At 66.0% G+C, this 20258-nt stretch carries 18 protein-coding genes and 1 tRNA gene; 10 read left to right on the top strand and 9 right to left on the bottom strand.

The annotated features are described in order from the left end of the window. Window positions 1–127: 127 nt before the first annotated feature. Complete coding sequence (gene mscL, locus RXV79_RS20810) at window positions 128–556, bottom strand: large conductance mechanosensitive channel protein MscL (protein WP_316700015.1); 429 nt, start codon at window positions 554–556, stop codon at window positions 128–130. Window positions 557–758: 202 nt separating this feature from the next. On the opposite strand from mscL, the gene petA reads away from it, so the two are divergent. The 6 genes from petA to RXV79_RS20780 all read left to right on the top strand — a co-directional run bounded on the left by petA (window position 759) and on the right by RXV79_RS20780 (window position 4987). Continuing rightward, window positions 759–1358, top strand: coding sequence for a ubiquinol-cytochrome c reductase iron-sulfur subunit (petA, locus tag RXV79_RS20805; protein WP_316700014.1), 600 nt, complete (start codon window positions 759–761; stop codon window positions 1356–1358). Window positions 1359–1390: 32 nt separating this feature from the next. Beyond that, window positions 1391–2791 (top strand): cytochrome b, encoded by a 1401-nt coding sequence (locus tag RXV79_RS20800; RefSeq protein ID WP_316700013.1) that lies wholly within the window; start codon window positions 1391–1393, stop codon window positions 2789–2791. Window positions 2792–2817: 26 nt separating this feature from the next. Beyond that, a complete protein-coding gene (locus RXV79_RS20795) occupies window positions 2818–3588 on the top strand; it encodes a cytochrome c1 (RefSeq protein ID WP_316700012.1) in 771 nt (256 codons plus the stop codon). A gap of 120 nt (window positions 3589–3708) precedes the next feature. Then, window positions 3709–4326 (top strand): glutathione S-transferase N-terminal domain-containing protein, encoded by a 618-nt coding sequence (locus RXV79_RS20790; protein WP_201811583.1) that lies wholly within the window; start codon window positions 3709–3711, stop codon window positions 4324–4326. A gap of 10 nt (window positions 4327–4336) precedes the next feature. After that, window positions 4337–4864, top strand: a complete 528-nt coding sequence (locus RXV79_RS20785; protein WP_316700011.1) for a ClpXP protease specificity-enhancing factor — start codon at window positions 4337–4339, stop codon at window positions 4862–4864. Between the two features lie 47 nt (window positions 4865–4911). Beyond that, window positions 4912–4987, top strand: a tRNA-Thr gene (locus RXV79_RS20780). Between the two features lie 63 nt (window positions 4988–5050). On the opposite strand, the gene RXV79_RS20775 is transcribed toward RXV79_RS20780, so the two are convergent. Further along, entirely contained in the window at window positions 5051–5395 is a 345-nt protein-coding gene (locus tag RXV79_RS20775; protein WP_296728060.1) for a DciA family protein, read from the bottom strand. On the opposite strand from RXV79_RS20775, the gene RXV79_RS20770 reads away from it, so the two are divergent. The 3 genes from RXV79_RS20770 (at window position 5385) to argJ (ending at window position 10494) form a co-directional block, all read left to right on the top strand. Continuing rightward, window positions 5385–6365: a M23 family metallopeptidase gene (locus RXV79_RS20770; protein WP_316700010.1), complete on the top strand. Its 981-nt coding sequence runs from the start codon at window positions 5385–5387 to the stop codon at window positions 6363–6365. The two genes, RXV79_RS20775 and RXV79_RS20770, sit on opposite strands and share 11 nt — an antisense overlap. Window positions 6366–6483: 118 nt before the next feature. After that, window positions 6484–9234, top strand: a complete 2751-nt coding sequence (secA, locus tag RXV79_RS20765) for a preprotein translocase subunit SecA (protein WP_316700009.1) — start codon at window positions 6484–6486, stop codon at window positions 9232–9234. Window positions 9235–9264: 30 nt separating this feature from the next. After that, on the top strand, window positions 9265–10494 hold the full coding sequence (gene argJ, locus RXV79_RS20760) for a bifunctional glutamate N-acetyltransferase/amino-acid acetyltransferase ArgJ (RefSeq protein ID WP_316700008.1): 1230 nt from the start codon (window positions 9265–9267) through the stop codon (window positions 10492–10494). Window positions 10495–10512: 18 nt separating this feature from the next. Here the strand turns inward: argJ and RXV79_RS20755 are convergent, their stop codons facing one another. After that, window positions 10513–12093 (bottom strand): ATP-binding protein, encoded by a 1581-nt coding sequence (locus tag RXV79_RS20755; protein ID WP_316700007.1) that lies wholly within the window; start codon window positions 12091–12093, stop codon window positions 10513–10515. Between the two features lie 191 nt (window positions 12094–12284). Here RXV79_RS20755 and RXV79_RS20750 point away from each other — a divergent pair, with 191 nt between their 5' ends. Continuing rightward, window positions 12285–13634 (top strand): MFS transporter, encoded by a 1350-nt coding sequence (locus RXV79_RS20750; RefSeq protein WP_316700006.1) that lies wholly within the window; start codon window positions 12285–12287, stop codon window positions 13632–13634. Between the two features lie 6 nt (window positions 13635–13640). On the opposite strand, the gene RXV79_RS20745 is transcribed toward RXV79_RS20750, so the two are convergent. Genes RXV79_RS20745 through ugpB form a run of 6 tightly spaced genes read right to left on the bottom strand, consistent with a single transcriptional unit; the run spans window position 13641 to window position 20155 of the window. Further along, window positions 13641–15239, bottom strand: a complete 1599-nt coding sequence (locus tag RXV79_RS20745) for a hypothetical protein (RefSeq protein ID WP_316700005.1) — start codon at window positions 15237–15239, stop codon at window positions 13641–13643. Window positions 15240–15292: 53 nt separating this feature from the next. Further along, on the bottom strand, window positions 15293–16027 hold the full coding sequence (gene ugpQ / locus RXV79_RS20740; protein WP_316700004.1) for a glycerophosphodiester phosphodiesterase: 735 nt from the start codon (window positions 16025–16027) through the stop codon (window positions 15293–15295). After that, window positions 16024–17091, bottom strand: a complete 1068-nt coding sequence (locus RXV79_RS20735; RefSeq protein ID WP_316700003.1) for a sn-glycerol-3-phosphate import ATP-binding protein UgpC — start codon at window positions 17089–17091, stop codon at window positions 16024–16026. Before RXV79_RS20735 ends, ugpQ begins: the two co-directional genes overlap by 4 nt. A 3-nt stretch (window positions 17092–17094) precedes the next feature. Continuing rightward, window positions 17095–17946 (bottom strand): sn-glycerol-3-phosphate ABC transporter permease UgpE, encoded by an 852-nt coding sequence (gene ugpE / locus RXV79_RS20730; RefSeq protein ID WP_316700002.1) that lies wholly within the window; start codon window positions 17944–17946, stop codon window positions 17095–17097. A 1-nt stretch (window position 17947) separates the two neighbouring features. Further along, complete coding sequence (ugpA, locus tag RXV79_RS20725; RefSeq protein ID WP_316700001.1) at window positions 17948–18835, bottom strand: sn-glycerol-3-phosphate ABC transporter permease UgpA; 888 nt, start codon at window positions 18833–18835, stop codon at window positions 17948–17950. Window positions 18836–18841: 6 nt separating this feature from the next. Next, window positions 18842–20155, bottom strand: a complete 1314-nt coding sequence (ugpB, locus tag RXV79_RS20720) for a sn-glycerol-3-phosphate ABC transporter substrate-binding protein UgpB (protein ID WP_316700000.1) — start codon at window positions 20153–20155, stop codon at window positions 18842–18844. Window positions 20156–20258: the final 103 nt, after the last annotated feature.

Below are 20258 nucleotides of genomic sequence, written 5' to 3'. Positions count from 1 at the left end.
ATGTCTCGCCTTTCTGAGCGCACGTCCTGCAAGTATGGGGCCAAACCGACGGTGGCCGCCACGGCGTTGCCCCTGGGCGACGGGCCTGGCCTGGAGCCGCGAATCGATCGCCCGAGGGGCGGCCTGCCTACTTCTTGAGCGCGTCGCGGATTTCGCGCAGCAGCACCACGTCTTCCGGCGTGGCGGCCGGCGCCGGCGGCGGGGCCTCCTTCTTGAGCCGGTTGATCTGCTTGACCATCATGAAGATGATGAAGGCGAGGATCACGAAATTGATCGCCACGGTGATGAAGTTGCCGTAGGCGAACAGCGGCACGCCGGCCTTGGTGAGCGCCTCGTAGGTCATCGGGCCCTTGAAGTCGGGCGGTGGCGCCGACAGCATGATGAAGTAGCTGGAGAAATCCAGCCCGCCGATGATCTTGCCGATGACGGGCATCACGAGGTCCTTGACGATCGAGTCGACGATCTTGCCGAAGGCCGCGCCGATGATGACGCCGACCGCCAGGTCGACGACATTGCCCTTGATCGCGAATTCCTTGAACTCCTTGGCGAATCCCATGGTTTCCTCCTGCAAACGGGTGCGGCGCAGTATTGCCCACGCCCGGGCGAAGTCAAGGCGCGTGCGGTCGCTGTGGCCTGGCCGCCGCGGGGCCCGATGTCGCGGTCGATGGGCTTGACACGTCCGCTAGAATCGTCGGTTGCCCCTGATTAGAAGTCATTCTTCTGCAAAGAAGACCGTAAGACCCGTATTGAGGACCTCCATGAGTGACCAGCAAGTCGATCAAGGCCGCCGCACCTGGGTTGCCATCGCCTGTGGTGCAGGCGCAGTCGGTGGCGTTGCCACCGCCGTGCCGTTCGTCAGCACCTTCCAACCGTCCGAGCGGGCCCGTGCGGCCGGTGCTGCTGTCGAAGTCGACATCAGCTCGCTGAAATCCGGCGAGAAGGTCACCGTCGAATGGCGTGGCAAGCCGGTGTGGATCATCAAGCGCACACCCGAGCAACTGGCCGCGCTGCCCAAGATCGACGCTCAGCTGGCCGACCCGAAGTCGGCCCGCAAGCCTGACGAGCTGACCCCCGAATACGCGCGCAACGAGCATCGCTCGATCAAGCCCGAGATCCTCGTCGCCGTGGGCATCTGCTCCCACCTCGGCTGCTCGCCGTCCGACAAGTTCCAGCCCGGCGCGCAGCCTTCGCTGCCCGATGACTGGGCCGGCGGTTTCCTCTGCCCGTGCCACGGCTCCACCTTCGACATGGCCGGCCGCGTGTTCAAGAACAAGCCCGCCCCTGACAACCTCGAAGTGCCTCCGCACATGTACCTGTCTGAGACCCGCCTGCTGATCGGCGAAGACAAGAAGGCCTGATCCCAGGCGCAGAGGCAATTCAGGAGAACAACATGGCCGAGTTCAAGCAAGTCAGCCCCAATGCCCCGATCGGCGAGAAGCTGATGACGTGGGTCGACAACCGTTTCCCCGCGAGCAAGCTCTACAAAGAGCACATGAGCGAGTACTACGCTCCGAAGAACTTCAACTTCTGGTACGTCTTCGGTTCGCTCGCGCTCCTGGTGCTGGTGATCCAGATCGTCACCGGCATCTTCCTCGTGATGCACTACAAGCCCGATGCGAACCTCGCGTTCGCCTCGGTCGAGTACATCATGCGCGACGTGCCCTGGGGCTGGCTGGTGCGCTACATGCACTCGACCGGCGCCAGCGCCTTCTTCATCGTGGTCTACCTGCACATGTTCCGCGGGATGATCTACGGCAGCTACCGGAAGCCGCGCGAGCTGGTGTGGATCTTCGGCTGCGCGATCTTCCTGTGCCTGATGGCCGAAGCCTTCATGGGCTACCTGCTGCCCTGGGGCCAGATGTCGTACTGGGGCGCACAGGTGATCGTGAACCTGTTCACCGCCGTGCCTTTCATCGGTCCGGACCTCGGCATCCTCATCCGCGGCGACTATGTCGTGAGCGACGCAACGCTGAACCGCTTCTTCAGCTTCCACGTGATCGCCGTGCCGCTGGTGCTGCTTGGCCTCGTCGTCGCGCACATCATTGCGCTGCACGAAGTGGGTTCCAACAATCCCGATGGCGTGGAGATCAAGGCCAAGAAGAATGCGGCGGGCATCCCGCTCGACGGCGTGCCCTTCCACCCGTACTACACGGTGCATGACATCTACGCGACGAGCATCTTCCTGTTCTTCTTCGCGGCGGTGGTGTTCTTCGCGCCGGAGTTCGGGGGCTACTTCCTCGAGTACAACAACTTCATCCCGGCCGATCCGCTGAAGACCCCGGCGCATATCGCCCCGGTCTGGTACTTCACGCCCTACTACTCGATGCTGCGGGCCACGACCGACCAGATGGTCTACGTGCTCGTCGCACTGGTCGGCCTGGGGGCCGTGCTGGCCATCGTGCGCGGTGGCTTCTCAGGCGTTGCCAAGCTGGTCATCGCGATCGGGGCACTCGTCGCGGCCGGTCTGCTGCTGACCTTCGAAGCCAAGTTTTGGGGTGTGGTCGTGATGGGCGGCGCCGTCATCATCATGTTTTTCCTGCCCTGGCTCGACCGCGCCGAAGCCAAGTCGATCCGCTACCGCCCGAGCTGGCACAAGGTGATGTACGGCATCTTCGTGGTCGTCTTCGCGGTGCTGGGCTACCTCGGCGTGCAGCCGCCATCGCCCATCGGTGAACGGGTGTCGCAGGTCGGCACGCTCTTCTACTTCGGCTTCTTCCTGCTCATGCCCTGGTGGAGCCGCATCGGCCAATCCAAGCCGGTGCCTGACCGCGTGACCTTCAGCGCCCACTGACGAGACGCAAGCCGGAATCACACACCATGAAGAAACTCCTCCTCATCCTGTTGGCGTCGTTCGGCTTCACCGCGGGCGCCGTGGCGGCCGAAGGTGGCATCGCCTGGGACCGTTTCCCCGTCGCCAAGACGACCGACGTGGCGTCGCTGCAAAACGGCGCCAAGCTCTTCGTCAACTACTGCCTGAACTGCCACTCGGCTTCGTTCATGCGCTACAACCGTCTGCGCGACATCGGCCTGTCGGAAGACCAGATCAAGAAGAACCTCATGTTCGCCACCGACAAGGTCGGCGACACCATGAAGACTTCGCTGGATCCGAAGCAGGCCAAGGAATGGTTTGGCGGCATGCCACCCGACCTCACCGTGATCGCACGCTCGCGCGCCGACATCGGCAAGGGCTCGGGTGCCGACTACCTCTACACCTACCTGCGCAGCTACTACCGCGACGACACCAAGGCCACCGGCTGGAACAACCTGGCTTTCCCGAGCGTGGGCATGCCCCACGTGCTGTGGGAACTGCAGGGCCAGCGTGCGCCGAAGTACGTCGAGGAAAAGGACCCGCACCACGAAGGCAAGACCGTGCACCGTTTCGTGGGCTACACCCAGCTCACCCCGGGCACGCTGAGCCAGAACGACTACGACGAAGCCGTGGGCGACCTCGTGGCCTTCCTCCAATGGATGGGCGAACCCGCCCAGCACGACCGCGTCAAGCTCGGTGTCTTCGTGCTGCTTTTCCTGGCCCTCTTCACGTTCATTGCCTGGCGTCTGAACGCCGCCTTCTGGAAAGACGTGAAATAAGCGAATGCGAGGCGGCCGGATGTCCCGGCCGCTGACCGTCTGCGGAGTGGAGCGCTGCCACCCTGGCCCGCCCACTCCGTTTGTGTTTTGCAAGACCTCTAGCTCAAAGGAGCCGCCATCATGATGGTGCTTTACTCCGGAACCACCTGCCCCTACTCGCACCGTTGCCGCTTCGTCCTGTTCGAGAAGGGCATGGACTTCGAGATCCGCGACGTCGACCTCTTCGCCAAGCCCGAAGACATCGCGTTGATGAACCCGTACAACGAGGTGCCCATCCTGGTGGAGCGCGACCTCATCCTGTACGAGTCGCACATCATCAACGAGTACATCGACGAGCGCTTCCCGCACCCGCAGCTGATGCCGGGTGACCCGGTGGCACGCGCGCGCGTGCGCCTGTTCCTGCTCAACTTCGAGAAGGAACTCTTCGCCCACGTCAACGTGCTCGAAGGCCGCAGCACCGGCGCCAAGCCCAACGACAAGCAGCTCGAGAAGGCCCGCTCGCAGATCCGCGACCGCCTCACGCAGCTGGCGCCGATCTTCCTGAAGAACAAGTTCATGCTGGGCGACGACTTCTCGATGCTCGATGTGGCCATCGCCCCGCTGCTGTGGCGCCTTGACTACTACGGCATCGACATGTCGAAGAACGCCGTGCCGCTGCTCAAGTACGCCGAGCGCATCTTCTCGCGCCCGGCCTACATCGAGGCGCTGACGCCTTCCGAAAAGGTGATGCGCAAGTAAGCGCATTCGCATGAGCCTGATCCCGACCACGCCTGGCAACGCGGGAACGTCCACCCGGCCGTACCTGATCCGGGCGTTGCACGACTGGTGCACCGACAACGGCTTCACGCCGTATCTGGCGGTGTACGTCGACGCCAGCGTGCAGGTGCCGATGGAGTACGTGAAGAACAACGAGATCGTGCTCAATGTCGGGTTCGAGGCCACCACCTCGCTTAAGCTCGGCAACGAGCTGATCGAGTTCAAGGCACGTTTCGGTGGCGCATCGCGCGACATCGCCGTGCCGGTGGACCACGTGATCGCCATCTATGCACGCGAGAACGGCCAGGGCATGGCCTTCCCGGTCCCCAGCGAGCCTGCCACGGTGACGTCCCCCGAGCCGGCGCTTGTCCCCGAGCGGCCGACGCAGCCCGGTGGTTTGCGTCTCGCCACGGGGGATGCTCTGCCGACGACGGAAGCAGCATCCAGCAAGCCCACCGATGACGGCGAGCCTCCCGAGCCGCCCACCGGCGGAAGGCCCGCACTCAAGCGCATCAAGTAACCGTCGTAACGGGCGCAAGTCCTAGAATCGCCACGCGTTTCGCGTTTGCCCTTGTAGCTCAGCTGGTAGAGCAGCGGTTTTGTAAACCGAAGGTCACGGGTTCGAATCCTGTCGGGGGCACCACCTCTTTCGAGTTCTTCTCAGAGGGACTGATACGTCTCGTATCAGCTCGGCGTTTGGCTGGCCCTACGCCGATTGAACCTTGATCCTGATTGAAGTAACCTGCCATCCCCGCTGCTTGAGTGCATCCTCGAGCCGAGGTTGAAGCTGGCGCAGCTTGGCTGCCACGGCGGCGTTCGCCGCCAGCAACGACCACCCGTCGCCATCCACGGGTCCGGGTTTCACATGAGCGGCCAGAGCCGCCGGCAAGACAGGGCGCACAGCGTCGAAGCGGTCGTTCGATTCCCGCATCAGCTGTTGCAGGCGCGCAAGAGGGGGGCTCGAGGCCATGGCTTCCTGCATGCGCATGGCGTTGGGGGTGACCGGGGGTTGCTTCGGGTTCACCGCAAGGAGTTTAGCGATGCAGATCATGATCACCCACGGAAGCATGGCGCGCACGCGCGTCCTGCACTTCAACCGGCTGCAGCTGATCGCCCTCGCAATCGGATTCCTGATCGGGATCCTCGCCTTGTCGGGCACCATCTACCACGTCATCTTCCTCAAGGCCGCCCGCGAGGGCTGGCCGGTGGTGAGCCAGATCGTGCGCCTCGTCGTGCGCGACGAGTTCGCCCAGCGCGACCGCTTCATGCGCGAGAACCTCGATGCGATGGCACAGAAGGTGGGCGAGATGCAGGCCAAGCTCATCAAGCTCGAAGCCATCGGCGAGCGGGTCTCGGGCCTGGCCGGTGTGAAACCTGACGAACTCAAGCAGATCGCGCCGGCCCTTCGACGCGGTGGCCAGGGCGGCCCGTTCGTGCCGGCCCGCAAGCCGTCGCTGGAGCAGCTCAACGGCATGATGGACTCGCTCGACGAGTCGGCCGAACAGAGCGCCGACCTTTTCACGATGATCGAGTCGCGCCTGTTCGAAAAGCGCCTCGAAGCGCTGATGGTGCCCAACAGCCCGCCGGTCAACGGTGTCGTGGGCTCCGGCTTCGGCTTCCGCTCCGATCCGTTCTCGGGCCGGCCGGCGCTGCACACCGGCCTGGATTTCCCCGCCGACGTGGGTACGCCCATCATGGCTGCCGCTGGGGGCGTGGTGCGCTCGACCGACTTCCACCCGGCCTACGGCAACCTGCTCGAGATCGACCACGGCAACGGCCTGGCGACCCGCTACGCCCACACCTCCAAGATCCTCGTGAAGCCGGGCGACCTGGTCAAACGCGGCCAGGTCGTGGCGCAAGTCGGCACCACCGGGCGGTCGACCGGGCCGCATCTGCACTTCGAAGTGAGCGTGGAAGGCGTGCTGCAAAACCCGGCGAAGTTCCTCTCCGGCAAGGCCCCCGCCGCCTTGCCGCGCACCACGGCCGCTACGGCCCCTGCCGCAGCGCAGTCACCCCGCTGACCCACCCGGCGCCGCCAGACCCGCGGTGTAAGATTCGCGGCTTTTCCCGCGCCGCGCGGGCTCTGCGCGCGCGTGCGTCCGGGCCTCGCAATCCCTCGCTCCAATCCCCTGACGCTGCATGTTGCCCAAAGTCCTGACTTCGATATTCGGTAGCCGCAACGACCGCCTGCTCAAGCAGTACCGGGTAGTGGTGCAGCAGATCAATGCGCTGGAGACACAGTTCGAGAAACTCGACGACGCGGCGCTGAAGGCCAAGACCGACGAATTCCGCGCCCGCTCTGCTGCAGGCGAGTCGCTCGACAAGCTTCTGCCCGAGGCCTTTGCCGTGGTGCGCGAAGGCAGCAAGCGCGTGCTGAAGATGCGTCACTTCGACGTGCAGCTCATCGGCGGCATGGCGCTGCACAACGGCAAGATCGCCGAAATGCGCACCGGCGAAGGCAAGACGCTGATGGCCACCTTGCCCGTCTACCTGAACGCGATCACCGGCAAGGGTGTTCACGTGGTGACGGTCAACGATTACCTCGCGCGCCGCGACGCCGAATGGATGGGCCGCCTCTACACCTTCCTCGGCCTCACCGTCGGCGTGAACATGCCGCAGATGCCACGCGAGGAGAAGCAGGCCGCCTACGCCGCCGACGTCACCTATGGCACCAACAACGAATACGGCTTCGACTACCTGCGCGACAACATGGTCCACGAGACCGCCGATCGCGTTCAGCGGGGCCTCAGCTACGCCATCGTCGACGAGGTCGACTCCATCCTGATCGACGAGGCCCGCACGCCGCTCATCATCAGCGGCCAGGCCGAAGACCACACCGAGCTCTACGTGCGCATCAACGCCGTGGTGCCCAGGCTCAAGAAGCAGATCGGCGAAGCCGACCCGCGCACTGGCGAAGGTGTGATCGAGCCGGGTGACTTCACGGTCGACGAAAAGTCGCACCAGGTCTTCCTGACCGAAGAAGGCCACGAGAACGCCGAGCGTGTGCTGGCCGAGGCAGGCCTGCTGGTCGAAGGCGCGAGCCTCTACGACCCGCAGAACATCACGCTGATGCACCACGTGTACGCCGCGCTGCGGGCCAAGCACCTCTATCACCGCGACCAGCACTACGTGGTGCAAGACGGTGAAGTGATCATCGTCGACGAGTTCACCGGCCGCCTGATGACGGGCCGCCGCTGGTCCGATGGTCTCCACCAGGCCGTCGAGGCCAAGGAAGGCGTGCAGATCCAGAGCGAGAACCAGACACTCGCCTCGATCACCTTCCAGAACTACTTCCGCATGTACGGCAAGCTGTCGGGCATGACCGGCACGGCCGACACCGAAGCCTACGAATTCCAGGAGATCTACGGCCTCGAGACCGTGGTGATCCCGCCCAACAAGCCGACCGCCCGCAAGGACGAACTCGACCTCGTCTACAAGACGAACAAGGAGAAGTTCAACGCGGTGATCGACGACATCCGCAGCTGCCACGAGCGTGGCCAGCCGGTGCTGGTGGGCACGACCTCGATCGAGAACTCCGAACTGATCTCCGAGAAGCTCAAGGCCGCCAAGCTCCCGCACCAGGTGCTCAACGCCAAGCAGCACGCCAAGGAAGCCGAGATCGTGGCCCAGGCCGGCCGCCCGGGCGTGATCACCATTGCGACGAACATGGCCGGCCGCGGCACCGACATCGTGCTCGGTGGCAACGTCGAGAAGCAGGTGCAGCTGATCGAGGCCGACGAGTCCATTCCCGAGGCCGACAAGGCCGCGCGCATCAAGCAGCTGCACGACGAATGGCAGGGCCTGCACGAGAAGGTGAAGGCCGCCGGCGGCCTGCGCATCATCGCCACGGAGCGACACGAATCCCGCCGCATCGACAACCAGCTGCGCGGCCGCTCCGGCCGCCAGGGCGACCCGGGTTCGTCACGCTTCTATCTGTCGCTCGAAGACCCGCTGATGCGCATCTTCGCGGGCGACCGCGTGCGCGCCATCATGGACCGCCTGAAGATGCCCGAGGGCGAGGCCATCGAAGCCGGCATCGTCACCCGCAGCATCGAAGGCGCGCAGCGCAAGGTCGAGGCCCGCAACTTCGACATGCGCAAGCAGCTACTGGAGTACGACGACGTCTCCAACGACCAGCGCAAGGTGATCTACCAGCAGCGCAACGAGATCCTCGAAGCGGCCGACCTCACCGCGCAGATCACGAGCCTGCGCGAAAGCACCCTGACCGATGTGGTGCACACCTACGTGCCGCCCGAGAGCGTGGAAGAACAGTGGGACCTCGATAGCCTCGAGAAGACGCTGCGCGAGGAATGGCAGCTGGAACTCGCACTCAAGGCGCACGTCGAGAAGAGTGCGGCCGTGTCGGCGGAAGACATCGTCGAAATGGTGGTGAAGGCCGGCAACGAGGCCTTCCAGGAAAAGCTCGACCGCGTGGGCACCGAGCAGTTCATGCCCTTCGAACGCATGATCCTGCTGCAGTCGATCGACCAGCACTGGCGCGAGCACCTCGCCGCGCTCGACTACCTGCGCCAGGGCATCCACCTGCGCGGCTATGCGCAGAAGAACCCGAAGCAGGAATACAAGCGCGAGGCGTTCGAACTCTTCAGCCAGCTGCTCGACGTGGTGAAGATGGACGTGACGCGCGTGCTGATGACCGTGCGCATCCAGACGCAGGAGCAGGTGGCGGAAGCCGCCGAAGCCATCGAGCAACGCGCCGAGGCCATCTCCAACGTGACCTACACGCACCCGAACGAAGACGGTAGCGTGTCGCAGGAAACCGATGCCGCGCAGGCCGTGGCGGACCAGTACCTCGGCAAGGTGGGCCGCAACGACCCCTGCCCGTGCGGCAGCGGCAAGAAATACAAGCAATGCCACGGGAAACTCGCCTGAGTTTCTCGGCCCCTCGATCAGGAGCCTTCCATGCCTGTGAACCTGAACGCGCCTGACCCCAAGGCGCTTTTCCCCGTTTCCGGCGTCAAGCTGGGCATCGCGATGGCGGGTGTGCGCAAGGCGAATCGCCGCGACCTGACCGTCATCACGCTGGCCGAAGGCTCCCAGGCGGCGGGTGTGTTCACCACCAACCGCTATTGCGCAGCCCCTGTGCAGCTGTGCCGCCAGCACCTGGCGGGCGGCTCGGCGGTGCAGGCGATGGTCATCAACACCGGCAACGCCAACGCCGGCACCGGCGAAGACGGCCTGGCCCGCGCGCGCGCCACCTGCGTGGCACTGGCGAAGCAGCTGAAGCTCGTGCCCGAGCAGGTGCTGCCGTTCTCCACCGGCGTGATCATGGAGCCGCTGCCGGTCGACCGCATCGAGGCCGGGCTGCCCGCCGCCATCGCCGACCTGAAGGAAGACAACTGGGCGACCGCAGCCGAAGGCATCATGACCACCGACACGCTGCCCAAGGCCGCGTCGCGCCGCGTCACGATCGGCGGCAAGACGGTCACCATCACCGGCATCAGCAAGGGCGCCGGCATGATCCGGCCCAACATGGCGACGATGTTGAGCTTCCTCGCCACCGACGCGGCCATCGCGCCAGGGCTGATGCAGGGCCTCACGCAACAGGCCGCCGACCGTTCGTTCAACCGCATCACGATCGACGGCGACACCTCCACCAACGATTCGTTCGTGGTCGTCGCCACGGGTGCGGCGGGCAACGCGCCCATCACCCAGCTCGACAGCGGCGACGGTGCGCTCCTGCGCGACGCCGTGTTCGCCGTGGCCACCGAGCTGGCGCAGGCCATCGTGCGCGACGGCGAGGGCGCCACCAAGTTCATCACCGTGCAGGTCGACGGTGGCAAGACCGAGGCCGAGTGCAAGCAGGTGGCCTACGCCATCGCGCATTCGCCGCTGGTCAAGACCGCCTTCTTCGCGAGCGACCCCAACCTCGGCCGCATCCTCGCGGCCGTGGGCTACGCCGGCATCGCCGACCTCGACCAGTCGCGCATCGAACTCTTCCTCGACGACGTGCACGTGGTGACGAGTGGCGGGCGCAAGCCGAGCTACCAGGAAGCCGACGGCGCGCGTGTGATGAAGCAGGCCGAGATCACCGTGAGGGTCGACCTGAAGCGCGGCGGGGCACAGGCCACGGTGTGGACCTGCGACCTCAGCTACGACTACGTCAAGATCAACGCCGACTACCGCAGCTGAGCGGCGTGCGCTGCGGTCTCAGGCCGCGGGTGGCAGCGTGAAGCGGAAGGTCGCGCCGCGGTTCTTCGCGGCCTCGGCCCACAGCTCTCCGCCGTGCTTGCGGACGGCCCGCTGCACGATCGCGAGGCCGACTCCAGTGCCGGGGAAGTCCGCCTCGGTGTGCATGCGGCGGAAGGGCTCGAAGAGCCGCTGCGCATAGGCCATGTCGAACCCCGCGCCGTTGTCGCGCACGCAGTAGGCCAGCCGGCCGTCGGCTTGCGGTTCGGCGAAGAACTCGATCACCGCGTCGTCGCGTTTGCCGGTGTATTTCCAGGCGTTCGACAACAGATTCTCGAGGATCAGCCGCAGCAGCCCGGCGTCGGCTTCGGCCACGAGCGATTCGTCGACGACGGTGCGCACCTGTCGCGCGGGCGCCGTGTCGCGCAGGCTGGCCAGGACCTTGCCCGCCATGGTGCCGATCGACACCGGCCGCTTGCGCACTTCCGCACGCGTGAGTTTCGACAGGCTCAGCATGTCGTCGATCAGCGTGTTCATGCGGCGTGCCGACTGGCGGATGTGCTGGAGGAAGGTGAGGGCTTCGCCTTCGAGCGGCGGGCTCACCTGGGACAGCAGGTCGCTGTAGCCCATCATGGCGCGCAAGGGGGCACGCAGGTCGTGGGAGACCGAGAACGAGAACGCCTCGAGTTCGCGGTTGGCATCTTCCAGCTCCGCCGTGCGCCGCTGCACGCGTGTTTCCAGGCCCTGCAGCAGCGCCACGTTCTCGAAGGCCAGCGAGGTCGAATCGGCCAGCGCCTGGATCAGCTCCACCTCGTCGGGGGTCGCTTCGTGGGCCGTGGCCCAGTAGTTGCCGATCGCGCCGATCGGCGCCTCGCCGCGGATGGGCACCATCACCAGGCTCTTCACGAAGGTGGGCCGGTAGGCGTCGTGCGGAATGCGCGGGTCGACGTAGATGTCGGGAATGACGGCCGCCTCCCGGTTGAGCATCGCCCAGCCGCTGATGCAGGTCTCCATCGGGAACTTGAGGCCCTTCCACATCGGCGCGATCGCGTCTTCGTCGACGTAGTGGCACAGGTCGCCATCGCGCAGCACGAAGGTGGCGCCATCGGCCTGGTTGATCTGGCGTGCGGCGTGGCGCACGATCTCGACGATGCCCTCGACACTGCGGGCCAGCGACAGCTGCTTCACCGCATCGACGAGCACCGCACGCGCACGCGTGAGCCAGGTCAGCCGCTCGCTCTCGCGCGAGTTGCGGATGCGCTGCAGCGCTGAAGGCATGCGCCACAGCTGCGTCTTGGGCACGTAGTCGGTGGCGCCCGAGACCAGGCAGTGCTCGGCCCAGTGCGGGTCGGTGTTGCCGCTCACGAAGACGAAGGGCATGCCGGGCCGCTGCGCGCGCGCCTCCTGAAGGGCTTGCAGGCCGTCGATGCCGGGCACGCGGTTGTCGGAGAGGATGGCGTCGAAGCGTGTGCGCTTCATCGCGTCGTGAAAGGCCTCGGCCGAGTCGACGGTGGTCCAGACGGTGCTGGCTTCATGCCGGGCGACTTCGCGGTGAACGAGGTCGGCGTCCAGGGCATCGTCCTCGAGGTGCAGGATGTGCATGTGAGGGTTCCTTGGCGACCCGGGTGTTCAGCACGCGGGGGCCGGGCATCTTAACGAGGGGCTTTCGGATGGCGAGCGGCCCGCTGCCGAATCCCTAGTCTGTCGCAGGTCTTCGCCAGCATGCACATTCCCTTGTCGGCAACGTGTGACGCTTGCCACACGCACACACCAGAAAAACGAGGAGACGTTCGATGCTGAAGAGGCTGGGCAGGCTGTGGAGACACCGGCAGCGCTGGCTCGCCCTGCCGCCGCACGACCTGCTGCGCGATGCCGCGTATCGGCGCCTGTGGAGTTCGATCCTCATCAGCTCGTTCGGCGGACAGGTCACGATGCTGGCCTTGCCGCTCACGGCGGCGGTGCTGCTGCACGCCTCGCCGATGCAGATGGGCCTGCTCACGGCGACGGAGATCGTGCCCTTCGTGCTCTTTTCGCTGCCGGCTGGCGTGTGGCTCGATCGCGTGCGCAAGCTGCCGGTCTATGCCTTCGGCGAGTGCCTGCTAGCGCTGGTGGTGGCCAGCGTCACGCTGGCGTGGTGGCTCGATTGGCTGACGATGACCTGGCTGTATGTCGTCGGCTTCATCATCGGCTCGGTGTACACGGTGGCGGGCTCGGCCGCGCAGATCGTGCTCACGCAGGTGGTCACGCGCGATCGCCTCGTGGAAGCGCATGCGAAGAACGCGCTCGCCACCTCGGGCGCCGAGGTCGCCGGCCCAGGCGTGGCCGGGGCGCTCATCAAGCTCGTCGGGGCGCCGCTCGCCCTGCTGGCCGATGCGGTGCTGCTGGTGCTGTCGGCGTTGATCCTGCGCGGCATCGAAATCAAGGAAGACCGCCGCTCGCTGCAGGACGCCGATTTCTGGCGTGACCTCAAGACCGGCGTGCGCTTCGTGCTGGGCACGCCGCTGCTGGTGTCGCTGGCGGTCGCGATGGGCCTGTGGCAGATGTGCCATCACGCGGCCATCGTGGTGCAGATCCTGGTGGCCACGCGCACGCTCGGCTTGAGCGAACAGCAGGTCGGGCTGAGCTATGTGGGCATGGGCGCAGGCACCATCGTCGCGAGCGTGTTGGGCAACCGCATCAGCCGGCGTGTGGGCCCGGGGCCGAGTCTCCTGATCGGCTTTGCGGTGTGCGGCGCCGGCTGGTTGCTGCTCGCGGTCGCACCGGCCAACCGCTGGGGTGTGGCGGCTTTTGCGGCGATGCTGGTGCTCTTCAGCGCGGGCGCGGTGCTGGTTTTCATCAACTTCCTTGCGATGCGCCAGGCGGTGACGCCTGAGCCGCTGCTCGGACGCATGACGAGTGCGATGCGCTGGTTCACGCTGATGCCCGCGGGGCCGGGCGCATTGCTGGGCGGCTACCTCGGGCAGACCGTCGGCCTGCAGGCGGCGATGGCCTTTGCCGGCGTGACGGCCGTGCTGCTCGCGCTGCTGGCGTGGCGCTTCTCGGCGATTGCGCAGGTGAAGGCGCTGCCCAAGCCGGAGCCGGTAGACGACTGGATCGGTGCCGAGGCCAGCGTGTCGCCGGCCTCGGTGTTCGATCGCGCCTGACGGTCGTCAGGGGATGTTGGTCGTGAGGCGCACCAGCGAGTTGGCCGTGCCGGGGTGGGCCAGGTAGAAGTCCGTCACGAACCCGGGCGTCGACATGAGCGCCGCCGAAGCGGTGAGCACGGTGGGCCGGCCGCTGAAGCCCCAGCCGCTGACGTAGAGGCTGAAGATGTCGGCGCTGCTGTGTGACAGGGTGCCGAGCGCCGTGGTGGTGCCGGACTGAAGGTCGTACGACCTGATCGTGCCATTGGTGCAGTGGCCTGCGCTGGGCACATCGCACCACATCACTGTGTCGAGGGTCCCGACGGACACGCTCGGCACCGTCGGGTTGCTCACCGGCATCGGGTAGCCGCTGTTGAGGATGGTGATCAGGCGGTCGTTGCTGCCGTCGATGCCGATGCGGCGTATCACCCTCGAACTGCCGAGGGTGCTGTACACCACCTCGTTGCCGTGCACGCCGACCACGTACTTCTGCCCGAAGGCGGGTGCCAGCGCCAGCGGCGTGCCGCCCAGCTTGGGCACGGCGAACACCTGGCCGCTGCTGGTGTCGGTGCTTTGCTGAACGACAAGGTGGCCGGCAGTCAGGCCCCGCAGGGTCACGCTGCTGCCATCGGTGTTGGCCATCGTGGCGAGTGTGCTTACCGTGCCGGCTGCGTCGAGGCGCCGCAGCAGGAACCCGCTGACGCAATACATGGCGGCGTCATCGCTCAGACACTCGGCGTTGCCATCGATGTCGACGGTGATGGAGAAGGGCATGGAAAGCGATGACAGTGTGGCCGAACTGGCCGACCAGTCGAGGCGGACCACGCTGCTGCCCGATTTCGCATAGGCGCTCGTGGTGAGTGGGCCGCCCGGCCGGAAGGAGAGCAGTTCAAGCGGCAGTCGCCCGGTGCCCCCGACCACGTCGCTCACGTGGGTGAGGGTCGGGCTGTAGAGCGCAAGCTTCGATGGGACCGCGCGGGTGTCGTAGGCGATGAAGCCGAGCAGCGCAGCACTGGCCGGATCGGGCAACGCGCTCGTGATGCGCACGCCATCGGGCAGCGAGGTCGGGAGATCGGTGGCCGGCGTACCTCGGCGCACGAACACCTTGCGGTTGTCGGGCCCCGGGAAGCAGCTGCCGTCGGCGCCGGAGGTGGTGACCTCGACCCAGCCGTCGTCGCCAGTGCTATAGGAGAAGGGGTGCCAGTCGTCGACGGAGCACGCGTCGGCCACCGAGGAGATCTGGCGCGGCTGGTTGCTCTGGTTCTTGCGAAGGCTGACCTGGAACAAGCGCCCGTTGCGCACGTAGTACACCGCGGTGCTGCTGCCAAGCGTGATGCGGCGGCCAGTGGTGTCGAAGGTGAGGTGCGACACCTCCAGGTGCTGGTCGACGAGCGTCGAGAGCCGCAAGGGCGTGGGCTGTGCCGGGTCCACCACCACCAGGGTTTCGGTGGGGCCGTTGAAGCCGAAGCCAGCGACCAGCAGCTCTTCCTGCGCAGGCGGCGGGGGCGGCGGAGGCGTCGGTGTGCTGGGGGCGCTGCTTGCGCCGCTGTCACCGCCACCACCGCAGGCGCTGACAAACAGCACAGCACCGCACAACGCCCAGACGCGGGCGCGAGACTTGTTCATGGGATCCTCCCTCTGTTGATCGATACCGGCTTCTTCGAGCCGGCCCGCCGATTCTAGAAAGGCGGGAAACGGTCCACCGCGTCGGTGATCACGCCGTCGATGCCGGCATCGAGAAGGCGCTGTGCATCGTCGGATTCATTGACCGTGTAGCTCAGCACGCGCAACCCTCGCCCATGCGCCTGCGCGATCACGTCGGCATCGAGCACGCGGTGGTTGGCCACGATGGCCACGCAGTCGAGGCCGAGCGCTTCGGCGAGCCAGCCGTCGCGCAGGCTGTCGAGCAGCAGGGCACGCGGCAGCTCGGGGCGTGCCGCGCGCGCGGCGGCCAGGGCGTCCGGTTGGAAGGAACTCAGCAGCGGCTTCACCGTTTCACCGGCCCACCGCGCAGCGGCGTGTTCGGCCACCACCCGCCCGGTGGCTTCGTTGTGGCCCGGGGTCGGTTTGATCTCGATGTTGAGCGCGAAGCGGTTGCGGATGCAGTACGTGGCGATGGCGTCGAGCGTTGGCAAAGGCTCGCCGGCAAAGGCGCGGCTGTGCCAGCCGCCCGCATCGAGGCGCGACAGCTCCGACCAGCTGCGATCGGCCGCCACGCCTTCTTCGGGTGTGGTGCGCTGCAGGGTCGCGTCGTGCAGCAGGAAGGGCACGCCATCGGCAGAGAGCTTCACGTCGCACTCGAAGGCGCGGTAGCCGTGCGAGGCGCCGAGCCGGAAGGCGGCGAGCGTGTTCTCCGGGGCGAGCTTGCCTGCGCCGCGGTGGGCGATCCACTTCGGATAGGGCCAGTCGTTCATGCCGCGTCCACCCGCTGCTGCGTGGCCGGGTCGAACCAGTGCACCTGCGAAGGCGGCACGTGCAGCGACACGGTGCTGCCGGTCTCAGGTGCGACCGCCGTGCCCTCCAGCCGCAGCGTGAACGGGTGATGGCCCAGCAGGCCGTGCACCAGCCGCTCGGCGCCGAGCATCTCGACCAGCTCCACCTTGAGCGGCCAGCCACTCGTGGCGGCGCTCGCGTGTTCGGGCCGCAGGCCGAGGATCAATTCGCCTTGGCGTGGTGCCGGGGCCGGCAGTGGCAGGCTCAGCCCGTCGAGCAGGAAGCTCTGCCCTTCCACCCGGCCGGGAATCAGGTTCATCGGCGGCGAGCCGATGAAGCCTGCGACGAAGGTGGTGGCCGGGCGTGCGTACACCTCTTCAGGGGTGCCGAACTGTTCCATGCGGCCGGCATTCATCACCATCATGCGCTGCGCGAGCGTCATCGCCTCGACCTGGTCGTGCGTGACGAAGAGCGAGGTCACGCCGAGGTCCGCATGCAGCTTGCGGATCTCGATGCGCGTCTGCGAGCGCAGCTTGGCGTCGAGGTTGGACAAGGGCTCGTCGAAGAGAAACACCTGCGGCTGCCGCACGATGGCGCGGCCCATCGCCACACGCTGGCGCTGCCCGCCCGACAGCTCGCGCGGCTTGCGCGCGAGAAACGGCGCGAGCTGCAGGATGGCGGCGGCCTTGTCGACACGTGTCTTGATCTCGTCCTTCGGCACTTTGGCGATCTTGAGGCCGTAGGCCATGTTCTCGAACACGGTCATGTGCGGGTAGAGCGCGTAGTTCTGGAACACCATCGCGATGTCGCGCTCCGACGGCTCGACGTCGTTGACCACGCGCCCGCCGATGGAGATCTCGCCGCCGGAGATTTCTTCCAGGCCCGCGACCATGCGCAGCAGCGTGCTCTTGCCGCAACCCGAGGGCCCGACGATGACGATGAACTCGCCATCGGCGATCTCGGCGTCGACGCCGTGGATGACCTGGTTGGCCTTCGGCCCCTTGCCGTACTGCTTGATGACCTTGCGGAGTGAGATGGCGCCCATGTTTTATTTCTCGGTATCGACCAGGCCCTTGACGAACCAGCGTTGCATCAGCAGCACCACCACCGCGGGCGGCAGCATCGCGAGGATGGCGGTGGCCATGACGATGTTCCAGTCGGTGGCGGCGTCGCCGCCGCTGATCATGCGTTTGATGCCGATCACCACCGGGTACATGCTTTCATCGGTGGTCACGAGCAGCGGCCAGAGGTACTGGTTCCAGCCGTAGATGAACTGGATGACGAACAGTGCGGCGCAGCTGGTGGCCGAGAGCGGCACCAGCACGTCGAGGAAGAAGCGCATCGGGCCGGCACCGTCGATGCGGGCCGCTTCGGCGAGCTCGTCGGGCACGGTGAGGAAGAACTGCCGGAAGAGGAAAGTGGCGGTGGCCGAGGCGATCAGCGGTACGGTGAGCCCGGCGTAGGTGTTCAGCATGCCGAAGTCGGACACCACCTGGTAAGTGGGCCCGATGCGCACCTCCACCGGCAGCATCAGCGTGACGAAGATGGCCCAGAACACGGCCATGCGGAACGGGAAGCGGAAGTAGACGATGGCAAACGCCGACAGCAGCGAGATCGCGATCTTGCCGAGGGCGATCACGAGTGCCGTGACGAGGCTGATGAACATCATGCGGCCAACCGGCGCGTTCGATGCCGCGCCCATGCCGGTGCCCTTGAGCGCGGCCACGTAGTTCTCGACCAGGTGCGAGCCCGGCACGAGCGACATCGGGGCTTGCAGGATTTCGTTGGCCGTCTGCGTGGACGCCACGAAGGTCACATAGAGCGGGAAGGCGACGATGAGCACGCCAAGGATGAGCACGACGTGGGCAAGGATGCCGAGGGTGGGTCTGCGTTCCACCATCTCAGTAGCTCACTTTCTTTTCCACGAACCTGAACTGAATGACGGTGAGCGCGATGACGATGCCCATCAGCACCACCGACTGTGCCGCCGAGCCCCCGAGGTCCAGCGCCTTGAAGCCGTCGTAGTAGACCTTGTAGACGAGGATGGCGGTGTCCTTGCCCGGGCCGCCTTGCGTGGCCGCGTCGACGATGGCGAAGGTGTCGAAGAAGGCATACACCACGTTGATCACGAAGAGGAAGAAGGTGGTGGGCGAGAGCAGCGGGAACTGGATGGTCCAGAAGCGCCTCCACGGGCGCGCGCCGTCGATGGCGGCGGCTTCGATCAGCGAGCGCGGAATGCTTTGCAGGCCCGCGAGGAAGAAGAGGAAGTTGTACGAGATCTGCTTCCACACCGCGGCCAGCACGATCAGTGTCATCGCATGTTCGCTGTTGAGCAGGTGGTTCCAGTCGATGCCGAAGGCCCGCAATGCATACGACACGATGCCGATGGAGGGCGCGAACATGAAGAGCCACAACACGCCCGCCACCGCCGGCGCCACCGCATAGGGCCAGATCAGCAGCGTGCGGTAGACGAGCGCGCCGCGCACCACCCGGTCGGCAAACACCGCGAGCAGCAGAGACAGGCTCAGGCCGAGCCCCGCGACCAGCACCGAGAAGACGGCGGTGGTCTTGAAGCTCGCGACGTAGGTGTCGTCGGCAAAGAGGCGCTGGAAGTTTTCGAGCCCCACCCACTCGGTGGACGTGCCGAAGGCGTCCGACTGCTGGAACGACTGCAGCAGTGCCTGCGCCGCCGGCCAGAAGAAGAAGGCACCGATCACGGCCGCCTGGGGTGCGACGAGCACCCAGGGCAGCCAGGCGGAGCGAAAGACGACTCGCTTTTCGGAGGCCACGGTGGCTTATTTGTTGGCCTTCTCGAAGCGCTCCAGCAGCTCGTTGCCGCGTTTCACGATGCTGTCGAGCGCTTCCTTGGCGCCCTTCTTGCCGGACCAGACCTGCTCCAGCTCTTCATCCACCACCGAGCGGATCTGCACCATGTTGCCCAGGCGCACACCGCGCGACTTGTCGGTGGTCTTGCGGATCATCTGGTTGACCGCGGTGTCGGTGCCCGGGTTCTGCTTGTAGAAACCCGACTTCTCGGTGAGCTGGAAGGCGGCCATCGTGACCGGCAGGTAGCCGGTGCGCTGGTGGCTCTTGGCTTGCACCTCGGGGTCGCTCAGGTAGTTGAAGAAGGCGGCCACGCCCTTGTACTCGGCCGGCTTCTTGCCCGACATCACCCACAGCGAGGCGCCGCCGATCACGGTGTTTTGCGGTGCCCCGGGCACGTCGGGGTAGTAGGGCAGGGGCGCGATGCCGAAGTCGAACTTGGCGGTCTTCTTGATGGTCGCGTAGGTGGACGACGAGGCGGTGGCCATCGCGCATTCACCCGAGTAGAAGGGCGCATCGCCGAGGTTGTTGCGGCCGCGGTAGATGAAGAGACCCTGCTTGGCCATGTTGGCGAGGTTCTCGATGTGGCGTACGTGCAGCGGGCTGTTGACCTGCAAACGCGCGCTGTTGCCGCCAAAGCCGTTGTTCTGGCTGGCGAAGAGCGTGTTGTGCCAGGTCGAGAAGCTTTCGAGTTGCGTCCAGCCCTGCCAGCTGGTGGTGAAGGGGCAGGTGACGCCCGAGGCCTTCAGCTTGGCCGCGGCCGACACGAGCTCGGGCCAGGTGGCGGGCGGCTTGTTGGGGTCGAGGCCGGCCTTGCGGAAGGCGTCCTTGTTGTAGTTGAGCACGGTGGTGGAGCTGTTGAGCGGGTAGCTCAGCATCTGGCCGTTGGGTGCGGTGTAGTAACCCACCACGGCGGAGATATAGCCCTTCGGGTCGAACTTGTAGCCGGCATCGGCCAGCACCTTGCCGGCCGGCACGATGGCGCCCTTGCTGGCCATCATGGTGGCGGTGCCCACTTCGAACACCTGCACGATGTGCGGTGCGTTGCCGGCGCGGAAGGCGGCGATCGAGGCGGTCATGGACTCGTCGTACTGGCCCTTGTAGGTGGGCACGACCTTGTAGTCCTTCTGGCTGGCGTTGAAACCGTTGGCCAGGTCGACGACCCAGTCGTTGAGGCCGCCGGTCATGGAATGCCACCACTGGATTTCGACCTGGGCCTGTGCGGGGGCGGCCAGGGCGAGCGCGAAGAGGGGGGCGGCGAGAGCAATGCGAGCGATCTTTTTCATGGAGTCTCCGGGGATGGGTCAGGACTGGCTTTTGGCCAGCCCGACAGTTTGAGTCGAGCTCGTGACAGGCGTGTTTATGTCGTGCGCGTGCAAGCTGATCAAC

The sequence above is a fragment of the Piscinibacter gummiphilus genome (assembly GCF_032681285.1).
GTDB classification, from domain to species: Bacteria; Pseudomonadota; Gammaproteobacteria; order Burkholderiales; family Burkholderiaceae_C; genus Rhizobacter; species Rhizobacter gummiphilus_A.
The sequence above is the reverse complement of the archived record's forward strand: the minus strand, read 5'-3'. Positions and strand labels throughout refer to the sequence as shown.